This window comes from Viridibacillus sp. FSL H8-0110, assembly GCF_038003565.1.
In the GTDB taxonomy this organism is placed as follows: domain Bacteria; phylum Bacillota; class Bacilli; order Bacillales_A; family Planococcaceae; genus Viridibacillus; species Viridibacillus arenosi.
On the sequence record NZ_JBBOPJ010000001.1, the window covers coordinates 2818346 to 2830914 of the forward strand.

Annotated in this window: 10 protein-coding genes; 5 read left to right on the forward strand and 5 right to left on the reverse strand. The window is 33.4% G+C overall.

The window, feature by feature from the left end:
* The 3 genes from dptF to MHH98_RS14145 all read right to left on the reverse strand — a co-directional run bounded on the left by dptF (nt 1) and on the right by MHH98_RS14145 (nt 4418).
* On the reverse strand, nt 1–2460 hold the full coding sequence (gene dptF / locus MHH98_RS14135) for a DNA phosphorothioation-dependent restriction protein DptF (RefSeq protein WP_340713111.1): 2460 nt from the start codon (nt 2458–2460) through the stop codon (nt 1–3).
* Nucleotides 2461–2710: 250 nt separating this feature from the next.
* Nucleotides 2711–2899, reverse strand: coding sequence for a hypothetical protein (locus MHH98_RS14140; RefSeq protein ID WP_038189771.1), 189 nt, complete (start codon nt 2897–2899; stop codon nt 2711–2713).
* Nucleotides 2900–3674: 775 nt separating this feature from the next.
* Nucleotides 3675–4418 carry an SDR family NAD(P)-dependent oxidoreductase gene (locus MHH98_RS14145; RefSeq protein WP_038189773.1) on the reverse strand — a complete coding sequence of 248 codons (744 nt, stop codon included), beginning with the start codon at nt 4416–4418 and terminating at the stop codon, nt 3675–3677.
* 123 nt (nt 4419–4541) lie between these two features.
* On the opposite strand from MHH98_RS14145, the gene MHH98_RS14150 reads away from it, so the two are divergent.
* Entirely contained in the window at nt 4542–5432 is an 891-nt protein-coding gene (locus MHH98_RS14150) for a LysR family transcriptional regulator (RefSeq protein ID WP_076035430.1), read from the forward strand.
* 106 nt (nt 5433–5538) lie between these two features.
* Here the strand turns inward: MHH98_RS14150 and MHH98_RS14155 are convergent, their stop codons facing one another.
* Nucleotides 5539–6231 (reverse strand): DUF3298 and DUF4163 domain-containing protein, encoded by a 693-nt coding sequence (locus MHH98_RS14155; RefSeq protein WP_038189778.1) that lies wholly within the window; start codon nt 6229–6231, stop codon nt 5539–5541.
* Between the two features lie 102 nt (nt 6232–6333).
* Nucleotides 6334–6900 carry a helix-turn-helix domain-containing protein gene (locus tag MHH98_RS14160; protein WP_038189780.1) on the reverse strand — a complete coding sequence of 189 codons (567 nt, stop codon included), beginning with the start codon at nt 6898–6900 and terminating at the stop codon, nt 6334–6336.
* A gap of 170 nt (nt 6901–7070) precedes the next feature.
* On the opposite strand from MHH98_RS14160, the gene MHH98_RS14165 reads away from it, so the two are divergent.
* From MHH98_RS14165 to MHH98_RS14180, 4 genes are all read left to right on the forward strand, one after another.
* Nucleotides 7071–8036 carry a DMT family transporter gene (locus MHH98_RS14165; RefSeq protein WP_038189782.1) on the forward strand — a complete coding sequence of 322 codons (966 nt, stop codon included), beginning with the start codon at nt 7071–7073 and terminating at the stop codon, nt 8034–8036.
* 390 nt (nt 8037–8426) lie between these two features.
* Nucleotides 8427–9197 (forward strand): glucosaminidase domain-containing protein, encoded by a 771-nt coding sequence (locus tag MHH98_RS14170; protein ID WP_038189784.1) that lies wholly within the window; start codon nt 8427–8429, stop codon nt 9195–9197.
* Nucleotides 9198–9653: 456 nt separating this feature from the next.
* Complete coding sequence (locus tag MHH98_RS14175) at nt 9654–11348, forward strand: methyl-accepting chemotaxis protein (protein WP_268746472.1); 1695 nt, start codon at nt 9654–9656, stop codon at nt 11346–11348.
* 245 nt (nt 11349–11593) lie between these two features.
* On the forward strand, nt 11594–12544 hold the full coding sequence (locus tag MHH98_RS14180) for an MBL fold metallo-hydrolase (RefSeq protein WP_038189792.1): 951 nt from the start codon (nt 11594–11596) through the stop codon (nt 12542–12544).
* Nucleotides 12545–12569 lie beyond the last annotated feature (25 nt).

The following is a 12569-nucleotide window of genomic DNA, read 5'->3' on the forward strand; positions in this document are numbered from 1 at the left end:
TTATACCCTCTTTACATCGAATTTCGCCTTAGAGAACCTCGGCTTAGAAATTTCATAGTATGAATTTGTTTGAACATGCACAAGCAATAATTTCTTTTCCTTATCCTCAAAATATTCAACAATTTTATTATAGAAATCTTCAAATTGAATGGCCTGTCCAGCTTCGTATAGATTCGGTCTACGTCCATTACTTACATGCCTTAAAATCTCAAATAGCTTGAGATCCAGTTCAAAATTAATGTCATTAAAACCTATCGTAATATAATGATTTGCCGCATGGATATCTCCATCTTCTACACTTCCAAATACTTCTTGATCCAATGTTCTATCTAAATCCATCGGTATCGCCATACGAAATTCCTTTTTAAGATTGTTTGTTAGATAAGCATAAGATTCTTTTGGAGAACCCTTCCACTGAAAAACAACCTTTTCAAGTATTGTAAATACTTCCTCAATTACATCACCATCACCCTTAAAGAATGCATATAAATATCGTATAAAATGACTAAAATCAGTGTTTGCATCCTCTTCATTCAATAATTCCTTTAATCGAATAACAAAGCCTGCTACTTCTAAATGCTCGTTAATAGCAATCGCATTTTTCCAATGGCTATCAAAAGGAATTTGATCTTGAATTTGAAATGCATCCTTTAGGTATATTTCTAAATTTGGATGCATAAAGATGCTTGCAATTAATTCATCATTCAAGCTATTTTTTATTAACACAGGATCTAATTCATTAAATCCTAACAAAATAGCAGAGCGCTCTGGATGATTAAATAATAAGTTTGGCAATGAATTATTCAACGAGAAGGCCGTACTCTGAGGACTTAATAAAATTTCTGGAGGTACAATTAAATCCACAATTAAATTGTAAAATTCACGCGTAGAAACAATTAATTTATTTCGGATAATTACATGAATTAGCTTTTCTACAATACGCTTTCTTACTTGCTCGTTCATAACGAAAGCATAGTTTTCATGTGCAATCGTCCATTTATTATTCTCTTTATCTAGAAGCCAGGCTTTGTAAATTTCATTTGATTCATTTTGAGCTGCAATTTTCTCCAAAATACTAGTGAAAAATACAGAATACACGCCTTTTTCATTAATGCTATAGTACTTCTCTTTCGAAAAATCGACTGTATGGAAATTTTCAAAAGTAAGATTTGCTTTAGAATCCTTAACATTTTTAAAGATATTCAGTGAATCGATATAGCTTCTAAAACACTGGAATTTCTCCTTTTCTTCCTGCATTAAATAAAAATTATGCAGTTTACCATAATTAATAGCTATGACAATGTGTTGTTTTGGTTCTTGACCATCCTCAAAAGGTGCAAGAATTCTTTCTAATGTTTCCTCTGCAGGGCGTGTACGTGAATGTGATTCCGTAGCATCATTATGAATATATACATTTTCAAAAAGTTCTGGCTTGGTCGACTTTAAATAAGCTAAAAGGTGGCTTTTCCCATCCCCTACACTACCAAGAAGCAATAGTAACTGCGGGCTACTTGCGGACTGCATTTCCTTCAGCATTTCTACCGTATCCCGTTCAATTTTTCTTTCTATATGCATATAGTTTTGAAAATCTCCGAGCTCATTTGCATTAACTACCGTTTCATTCGAAGATTTTTGTAAACCTTTTATTTTTTGAAGGAACATCGATCCAAATTTGATTGGCTGGTTTTCAGGCACACTATTCACGATTGTTTCAGGAGTTAAATTTCCACTCATAATATTAATCAATTCCGCACTGCGCTCTTCTATCAAAGTAGTCGCTGCACTTTCTTCTAAAACTTCATTTTTTGTCGATAATTGAGACTCTTCTAATTGTAAAGATAAAATATGATCTTGGAAGCTTTCATTTTGGTTTGGATTTTGTTTTATCTCTTTTGTGTTTTTTATTTGCAGCTCTTTCACTTCCTGTGAAGCAAAATTCGAATTAAATATACGCTCTATACTTTGCTGCTTTTTAACAGCATAAAACAATTCAGTAACAAGCTTTTCAAAGGAATTAAAACCCGCTAATAAAATATTTTTAGGTACTTGTTCATGCTTTATTAATTTTAGGATTGCCTTTGCCTCTTGATACTCTGAAACTGACAAACCATATATGCTGTACATCGTTTCCCATAGTTGTTCCGTTGCTACTAGAGCAAACTTTTTATCGTCTATAAACGCCTCATCTATCTCCATAGACTTTTCTTCCGCTAAGTAATTCAGACATGCTTGGCCTAAAGCCCTAAATAAAATTTTCATATTTTTTAATGCACCGTCTGGATTATAACGAACCATAGTTTTGATTAACTCGTAGCTAAATTTATGTATTTCTAGTTCGTAATGAACAATGAAAACTTCCCAAAAGCTTTCTAAAGTAGCTTCATCCATTTTTGTCGGCGTAGATAAATTATCGATAGAAGGGAATAGATTATAGCTATGTTTTTCATCTAAGGTTGTCAACTTAATATCCACCTACTCTTTCATAATTAAAGGCTATTTTTCAAGAGGCTCTTTTGCTATTAGAGCTTTAATAACATCTGCAAGACTTGTGATTGCAGCATATAAGTTACTTGTATTAGGCATTGTCGTTCTATCTAAAAACTTTAGCAATTCAAAAGCCTGCTTATACACTGAAAATGAAATAAGATAACACCGCTTTAATAACAGAATGTCCCTGCGAGTTGCAAGTATTAATTCAAAAAAACTTCTATTATATTTTTAGTTGTTTAGTTTTAAATTTGATATCTTCAAAAAACTGATTTTTAATCCCTGTTACCATATCTTTTAATCGTAATATTACTGTAGCATTACTATCCCCTACCGTATTATAGTTTTTTTGGAAGCTGTACATTATCTTTGATAAATCATGTTGATTGATATAAGAATTCAAATTTTGCATATGTACCCCCCCCATCTTAAAACAAACGGTTTCTATTAGATTATTAATAATTTTACCCTATATAATCTAATTGGACTATACAAAACTTTAAATTAGTCTCATTAATCACTAGGTATTAATAAATATGTAATTTGTTATTATTAATTTTTAGTAAAATCATACCTTTATTTTCATTTTTTTATTATATGATTGGGGTTTATTTTTGAATGTTATAAATTCAATGTATAGTTTTCTTGGACTACTGATAACGGCTTTTAAACGAACTTTATTTACTACGATGGTTTTCCTTATGTGACCTCACAATTTTTTCAATTTAGAATAGAGAAATTAGAGAATTCTTATACTTACACCGCACTCAATAAATTAGAAAAAATCACAAAAACACTTATGTTGCTTAGGTTAAGATAAACTAATTGTTTGTTTGCTCAGCCTTGAGAGATCTAAGTTTGAGTATAGACGGAGGGACACAGAATCAATTTCGAGAAATACTAATTTTTTCGTCTCTTGGAGTCCTATTTATTCATTTATTAATCACTTAATCCTGGGAAAACTTTAAAACAAATGCTTGTGTATCAAATTTATTTTTTATTCAAAGATGAAACCTGCAGAAGATTTAGAAGGAAATAAGAATGCACACGATACAATTACAAGATTTAATAAGTCGGTTAGCGACAATTAGGCGCCTCTTTTCATATATGCACACAAAAAAACGTAGTCAAAAAGACATTCATTCCTGTCTTTTTAACTACGTTTTTAATATTTATATCATCGATTGTTATTGTGCAGTATATCCACCATCAACTAATAATGTCGTACCTGTTACAAATGAAGAATCTTCACTTGCTAGGAATAGTACTGCTTTTGCTACTTCTTCTGGTGTGCCAAGGCGGCCCATTGGATGTAGAGCGATTAAATGTTGGTTAGTTGCTTCGTTTCGTCCTTTAATAAGTGGTGTATCGATGTAACCTGGGCATACTGCATTTACGCGGATACCTTCTTTAGCGTAATCTAGGCTAAGAGATTGGGTTAACAGTTTAACGCCACCTTTTGCTGATGCGTAAGCAGTTACGCCCGCTTTACCTGCATGGCTATGAATCGATCCACAGTTAACGATTACGCCTCGATTTTCTTGTTTTAGCATTTGTTCAATAGCAAATTTATCACTTAAGAAAATACCAGATAAGTTGATGTCGATTGTTTTTTGCCATTTTTCTACTGATAGTTCGTGAATCGGTCCATCCTGAGCAATTCCCGCATTTGCATACATGACATCTAATGATCCAAAAGTTTCAACTGTTTTAGCTACCATGTTTTTGACGTCTTCTTCACTTGTCACATCTGTTTTTACAAATAAAGCTTCAAATCCTTGTGCTTTTAAATCCGCAACTACTTCTTCGCCACGTTCAGAGAAATCGGCAATGACTACTTTTGCGCCTTCTTGTGCAAATAAACGGACAGTTGCTTCACCAATACCACTTGCTCCACCAGTTACTACTGCTACTTTATTTTCTAATTTCATTGTTTTTACCCTCTTCCTCAATTAGTACTTGTGTAATATGGCATTATTGTAACACTCCTATTGTTTTAGTAAAATTTAATTATATTTAATCTAACTTTAATAATTCTTAAGGATGTGCAGAATTTGAAATTAGAGCAATTGGAGTACATAGTTGAAATTGCGAACTGTGGATCTTTGACAAAGGCTTCAGAGAAACTACATGTGACGCTTTCTGCTGTTAGTCAGTCGTTATCTACATTAGAAAATGAGCTACAAATTACTATTTTCCACCGTTCTCGCCAAGGTACTGTCCCGACTGAGGAAGGAAAGAAGATACTAGAAAAAGCAAATCAAATTATTCAGCTTATGAAAGAAATGGAATCAGAAGTGGAAAATCTACAAAATGAGCTTACCGGACAATTGCGTATTGCGACAATTCCAAGCCCTATGCACCTATTTGTAAGTGCTGTTTCTAATTTTAAGAAGGTGTACCCAAAAGTAGACATAGATATTTTCGAAGGTGGTTCAAAGGATATTCTCTCAGATTTACTACAAGATCGAATTGATATTGGCGTCCTCATTTTGTATGAAAAAGTACTCGATAAACTAAATGGTCTTACCATTGAAAAGCTTCGTGATTGTAAATTGGTCGTAGGTGTTTCTTCTGATTCACCATTAGCAATGCAAAAAAGCATCACCCCTGAACAGCTGCTTCAATATCCACTCGTTGTTTATCGCGATGATTTTATCTTATGGTACTTAAACAACATCATTGCCCGCTATGGTAAACCTGATGTCCTCTTTAATACGAATAATACCGTTGCAATTCATAATGCTGTTAAAGACGGTGCACTAACATTTGGCTTGGATTACTCTTTTCAAGATCATGGTGGAATGATTGAATCTTCTATGGTTACAATTGATTTGAATATTGCAAACTTTTCTTTTATCCAATTAGGTATTGTTCATATGAAGAATCGTTATATGTCTCCAGCAGTGAGTAAATTTATAAAATTGCTCCAAGAAAAGATATAATGTGCATTTATTGAAAAAAATAATTTTAAAAGCCCTTTAATCATATACAGTGATTAAATGGCTTTTAGTTTTAAATAATTCAACATCAATATAAATTTACTAACTCCTATTCACATGTTGTTTCCATTGGTAATTCTATTTGACCAGATGAATAAGGAGCGATTTCGTATATTTGGAAAATGAGATTAATCCCTGATTTTGAATTCGTCCAATAATAAGGCGTCAAAGTTAAATTCAAATTTTTATCAGCTAATGGGTATTTTTCTTTATCGGTAAGGATTTTCTTCACTGTGCAAGTAGCCGCTTTTTTATATGCAGCAGTGGTTTTGAAATTTTGTTTCAGTGTCACTTCTTTACCAGAGTTCGTATTATAATTATAGCTTTCACTGTAATACTCACCATGCGCACCGCCAGTATAGTAATACTTTGTTTTCACGATACTAACTTTGTTATTCTGATTGTATTTGACTGTAAAAAAAGTTTTGTACTCATATGGAGCATACTCTTTTTTTGATAACCCAAGTTCTTTTCGATCTTTGTCGTATCTTTTTAGTATCTTCTTTCGTTCTTTATAATCTTGCTTAGCTAATTTTTTGAAGTTTAAATTGATTTGTTTTTGTCGTTTTTTATTCTTCATACCACTTATTTGCGGGTATTTTATATTGTTATTAAACATAAATTTGTGAGTCTTTACCGTCACTGCTTTTTTCGTTTCAGCATGCATTGTTAAAGGACTCAATGTAAATATTAGTACCATCGCAATTAGTAAACTACACACCATAGTAAGTGATCTTTTCATACGTCACAGCCTCTCACGGTTAATGTATTAACAGTATACCCTTATTTATTTTTACGATGATATTCATACAGCCAATTTTATCTATACAATTATGTACATCAATCATTTATAATTTATCGCTAAATGGAGTACGGCCTGTTCATCTGTTAAGTTTGTGTAAGAGTGCTTTTCGCTCGCAACAAATTGAATTGAGTCAAACTTATTAAGTGTATAGGATGACTCTCCTATCGTTATTTCGACTTCTCCTGCCATAACCGTCGCAATTTCTATAGCTCCTGGATGATGGGCTTCAGGTTCATACTTACAACGAGGTTTTAAGTATGCACGATACATTTCCGTACTTCCTCTAACGTCATTAAATAAGGGCTCAATTACCCACTCTTGATCATTTCCAAATAATTTTGGTCCTTGTCCCGCACGTAAAATATTGATATTATTTTCCGGTTTTAATAGCGCCATTAAAGGTACTGAAAGACCATTCGCAACTTTCCATATCATTCCTAATGTAGGGTTTGTTTCACCACGTTCAATGTTACCTAGTGTTAATTTACTTACTCCTGTTTTAGCTGCCAAGTCCTCTAAACTTAATTTTTGTTCCTTTCTTAGTTCACGAAGTTTCGTTCCCACAAATTGAATCAATTGTTGTGTTTCATCCTTATTTGAACTCATATTTATTCACTCCTTTTATATTTATACTTAACTTTTTATAATATTTAATAAATTATAACATACCTTTTCGAGTCAAAATAAACTATATTACAGTATATTATACTTTACTTTATTTAGAAAAAGGTATAGTATTTATCACCGTGAAAGAATTTAAATTGAGGTGATAAATTATGAAAGCAGTAGTAGTTGGGATTTTGTCTTCCCTATTTTTTTCAGCTACATTTATAATAAATCGAGCAATGAATCTTGATGGAACAAGTTGGGCATGGACAGCTTCTTTACGATTTATATTGGCCATTCCATTCCTTCTTCTCATCGTAGCATTCAGAAAAAATTTAGGACAATTATTTCGTGAAATGAGAAAAAACCCTTTTCAATGGTTATTATGGGGAACACTCGGTGGAGTAGGTTTTTATTCATTATTAAGTTTTGCAGCCGTTTATGGTCCATCGTGGTTAACATCCGGTACTTGGCAAGTTACTATTTTAGCAGGTGCATTACTTTCTCCGTTGTTCTTTGTAACGGTACCGAACGTTGATGGAGATAAAAAAGTCCGACAAAAGATTCCTTTTAAAAGTTTACGTGTATCTGTCATTATTTTAATTGGAGTAATTTTAATGCAAGTAAATCAAGCGGGGCATATAAGTGTTAAAGCATTTATTTTAGGGTTTATACCTGTTGTCATTGCCGCCTTTTTATATCCATTAGGCAATCGTAAAATGATGGAGATGTGTCAAGGAAGAATCGATACTTTCCAACGTACATTAGGAATGGCCATTAGTAGTTTACCAGTTGCTATTATATTTGGTATTTATGGAACTGTTACAGTTGGATTACCGACCGGCTCACAATTTGGACAAGCACTACTATTAGCTTTATCTTCCGGTGTGATTGCAAGTCTTCTTTTCTTCTTAGCTACAGATATGGCAAAAAACAATATGGGTCTACTTGCAGCTGTTGAATCAACGCAGGCTGGTGCAATGATTTTCACTGTTATAGGTGAAGTGATATTACTAAATGGATCTTTTCCGAAAGGTCTTTCATTGTTCGGCATGATTCTTGTAATAGTCGGAATGGTTGTAAATAGTTTAGCCAATGGCAAACAGAGAAGTATAAGTAAAAGAAAAATAGGATAGTGATTGAATCTCCTCTTCCATTATTTCAGTCTATCTATATTGATGTTTAATAGATTCAGTTATTAATGTTCAAGTTGGGTGCAGTTATTGGAAGAAAATAATACTAGTATTAGCGAGCGACTCTATTTAGAGTTGGTCGCTTTCTTTATGTTATCCATTCCAATCTCATTTGATAATAATGTTTACTTAAATCTAAAATGGGAAACGGAATTGAAATAAGGAACTATCTCACTTTCGAACACGTCCTATTAATTACATGCTCTATGGAAAGATATCTTTGCTTTCCTTTATCTAATTGCTTTACAATAGTTAGGAATAGTAAGACTTTAATATTTTTCGATAATATATGGAAGGAGGAAGGTTTTGCAGATTTGCAATACCATTAAATGAATGAAACTACTAGCAAAATTACTAACAGGTATGATCGTATTTTTCGCAATTATCGGCATAGGGATTTATGTACTAGTGCAGCAATTTGAAAATTCGCGTAACGAAGCCAATACTTCTGAACAAGAATACGTTGAAGAAACAAAAAGTGTCGAAGAGTTTATCGGTTCCATTTCGGAAACTGCTCGGACACTTGCAGCAGAAAATGACCTATACGCTTCTGTAATGATTGCTCAAGCAACTTTAGAGAGCCAGTATGGACAAAGCGGCCTCGGTTCCTCGCCTAACAATAATTTATTTGGCATTAAGGGAAAATATAAAAACGACTCAGTGAAACTTGAAACGTCTGAAGATGATGGCAAAGGTAATATGACAACAGTAATGGCTGATTTCCGCAAATACCCTTCCTACGAAGAATCTTTGGAGGATTATGTACGTTTACTACGTAATGGTCTTTCTTGGAATAAAAAGTTTTACACAGGTGTTTTCAAAAGTAATACAAAATCCTTTAAAGATGCCACAAAGCATTTAACAGGATCTTACGCGACCGATTCAAAATATAACAAAAAACTAAACAAACTCATCGCTGAATATGACCTCACTCAATATGACAAACCAGTAAAAAATAAAACTACCATTAAAGTAGGAGACGGCGACTCACTGAATCATATTGCAGAAACCTATAATGTTAAAGTTACTTCCATAAAGCAATGGAATAAATTAAACACAGAAACTATTGAAGCTGGACAAAAGTTAGAAATTTTCCAATATTAAAAGAAGATGATCCCGAATTATGTGGATCATCTTCTTTTTTCTTTACCCTATAAATTATTTAAGAAGACTTATTTTTAAAAATAACTCCATCTCATTATACTCTCTTGTAGAATTTACAATTATAAGCTCCTCTTCATAAGATTTGATTTCACCTAATTCCTTTAATAAAGCTAAACGCAAACTAATTACACTTTCAATATTCTCTATAGAAACCTTATAAATCTTGTAATCTCGCTTATTAATCAACATTAAATCACTTCATTTTATTTTTTAAAATTATCATATCCTCGTAATAGATGGTATATTCCATATGAGTAGTTACAATAGTTCGGGTAAAAAGATTCATAAACCGAAATAAATTAGGTGAAATTTATATCAATATTCCTTATAATATGTAAAGAGATGTAAGTTAAAAGTATTATAGTCAATTGTTTTCACTAAATACAATAGAAAGTAGTGATATTATTGAAGATAGGGAAAAAAATATTATTAGGATTTACGTTGATGGTTATTCTCATAGGTATCTCCTCGATTTTTACGGTAAAACATACTCGTGAAATTGATAAAAGTTTCGATGAATTGGTAGATAGACGATTTGTTCAAATTAGATTAGTGGATGATATTCAATATGAAATGGCTCTACAAGGGTCTTATTTACGTGGATATTTATTGCAAAAACATAGTAAATCTTTGGAATCATTACGAGATCATCAAGCCATTTTTGATGAAAAATTAGCCGAACTAGAAACAATGGTCCGATCTGATACGATGAAAGAATTAGTTGCAGATTCAATCGCTGCTAAACAAGAGTTTGATCGTTATACAAAAGAAACAATTTATGTACATCAAACCGGTAATGTCACTAAAGCAACCCAATTGATGAATGAACAAATACAGCCTATAAATGACAGAGTTTTAACCAATGCTGAAGATATGCTTACATACCAAAACGAACAATTAGAGAAAATTCAACTTGATGCAAAAGATAAAACAAGTTACGCAACTCTTTCGGCTATTATTAATTTCATAGTAAATCTAGTTGTTGCGACAATCATCTGTATCACTATTACACGAATGATTTCTACCCCTGTTCGTAGGTTAAATGAAGGAGTTAAGCTAATAGCAAAAGGCGATTTATCACAGCCTGAGATCACAATTCGCACTAAGGATGAACTTCGTGAACTAGCAGATTCCTTTAACGAAATGAAGCAGAATTTACGTAATTTAATACTTGCAACGAATAATAGTGCAGAACATTTATCTACTTCTGCAGCAGAATTATCGGCAAGTACAGAAGAAGTATCACAATCTTCAGAGAATGTTTCGACTAGCATTGAAACAACCTCTTTAAATGCTTCTATGTCATCGGCAGCTGCTAAAGAAAGTGTTATTGCTATGGACGAAACAGCTTCTGGAGTTCTACGTATTACTGAATCAACGCAAACTTTACACACAACCGCAATTGATACTCTGACTGTTGCAGAAGAAGGTCAGAATAAACTAATTGATGCAAAAGAACAAATGCAAAATATTTACGATGCAACTGTACTGGTAACAGAATTAACAAAACAACTCGGATTACAAACTGTGGAAATTGAAAATATTACAAAAGTAATAACAGGAATAACTGAGCAAACGAATTTACTAGCTTTAAACGCAGCGATTGAAGCCGCACGTGCTGGAGAACATGGTAAAGGCTTTGCTGTTGTAGCAGATGAGGTTCGAAAACTGGCAGAGGAATCAAAATTATCAGCCAACAAGATCGTTAACTTAACAGCCACTATTCAACGAGATACAAAAAATGTTGAAAATGGTGTCTCACAAGGATTGATGACTGTTGAAGAAGGTGTCAAGATTATTGAGCAAGCTGATGTTTCATTCCGCTCCATCACAGGTGCTGTACGTTCAATGACATCCCAAATTGAAGAAATTTCTGCCGCTTCTGAAGAAATTTCCGCAAGCGCCGAAGAAGTTGCAGCTTCAATATCAGAAATAGCAAACCATTCAGATGGTACTTCAGTTCAAATTGAGGCGGTATCTAGCTCAATCGAAGAGCAAGTAGCTTCAATGCAAGAAGTCCATAGCATTGCACAAGATTTAAATGCAAAATCGATATCACTTCAAAAAGAAATTCAGCAATTTAAGTTGTGATATTAGAGCCCATGGAAATCAAAATTTCCCATGGGCTTTTTTGATATTTGCTAATACTACATTAATAGCTTAAAGCCTTATACTCAAGCCCACTTTATTGTAATTTACATGAATACATACGTCTTAGTAGGCAAATTAAATGGTCCTATAACTCCCCTAATTCTTTAGCATCAATCTTTTCCTTTTACATTTTCTCTCAATCTATTTACACTTAATATAAACTACATATATTGGAGGCGAGTCTGATGGAAAAGATTGAACAGATTAGCGAAGGGTTATTTTGCATCGATACGTATGATTTAGGACGACCAAATCGGACGAGTTCTTATTTGTTAAAGGATAAAAAAATTGCATTAATCGAAACATCTGCAAGTCCTTCTGTACCTTATATCATGCAAGGACTTCAGGCGCTAGGCGTGGCTCCTGAAGATGTAGACTATTTGATATTGACACATATCCATTTAGATCATGCAGGTGGTGCTGGGTTATTTATGGAGAAATGCAAAAATGCAGAACTGATTGTGCATCCAAAAGGAGTACGTCATTTAGTAGATCCTAGTCGCCTCATTGCCAGTGCACAATCTGTTTACGGTGATCAATTTGATACTCTATTTGACCCTATTTTACCTGTAGAAGAAGCACGAATGCGGTCTGTTGAAGATGGAGATCAACTAGTACTCGGTGAAACAACTTTGACTTTCTATCATACAAAAGGTCATGCTAATCACCATATCTCTATCCATGATAGTAAGAGCAAGGGGATTTTTGTTGGAGATACTACTGGAGTATATTATCCGGAACTTTTGGAAGAAGACTTCGACTTAATCCTTCCTTCTACGTCACCAAATCAATTCGACCCTGATGCAATGGAGCAGTCAATTCAGTTATATGAAAAGCTTGCGCCAAGTCAGCTATACTTTGGCCATTATGGTGTTTACTATGAGCCTAATATGGCATATGAACAAGTTCGTTACTGGTTACCGATTTTCTTAGAAGAAGGTAAAAAAGCAATGGCGGCAAAAGAGGAGTTTTATGCGAGATCACGAGATTTAGAAAAACGTTTGAATGCAGTTGTAAATGATTATGTGTTACAACATGGTTTAATGCTTAATCACCCTGTTTTCAAAGTGATACCGCTAGATACGGCAGTTTCTGCTATGGGAATCATTGATTATTTGGTGAAATTAGAGGGATAAGATTATAAAAAGCAGGTTTGCAATT

Bases quoted from the DNA above. Each gene is read 5' to 3' on its own strand.
- MHH98_RS14140 (WP_038189771.1), bottom strand. From the start codon at position 2,899: ATGCAAAATTTGAATTCTTATATCAATCAACATGATTTATCAAAGATA.
- MHH98_RS14145 (WP_038189773.1), bottom strand. From the start codon at position 4,418: ATGAAATTAGAAAATAAAGTAGCAGTAGTAACTGGTGGAGCAAGTGGT.
- MHH98_RS14155 (WP_038189778.1), bottom strand. From the start codon at position 6,231: ATGAAAAGATCACTTACTATGGTGTGTAGTTTACTAATTGCGATGGTA.
- MHH98_RS14160 (WP_038189780.1), bottom strand. From the start codon at position 6,900: ATGAGTTCAAATAAGGATGAAACACAACAATTGATTCAATTTGTGGGA.
- MHH98_RS14165 (WP_038189782.1), top strand. From the start codon at position 7,071: ATGAAAGCAGTAGTAGTTGGGATTTTGTCTTCCCTATTTTTTTCAGCT.
- MHH98_RS14170 (WP_038189784.1), top strand. From the start codon at position 8,427: ATGAAACTACTAGCAAAATTACTAACAGGTATGATCGTATTTTTCGCA.
- MHH98_RS14180 (WP_038189792.1), top strand. From the start codon at position 11,594: ATGGAAAAGATTGAACAGATTAGCGAAGGGTTATTTTGCATCGATACG.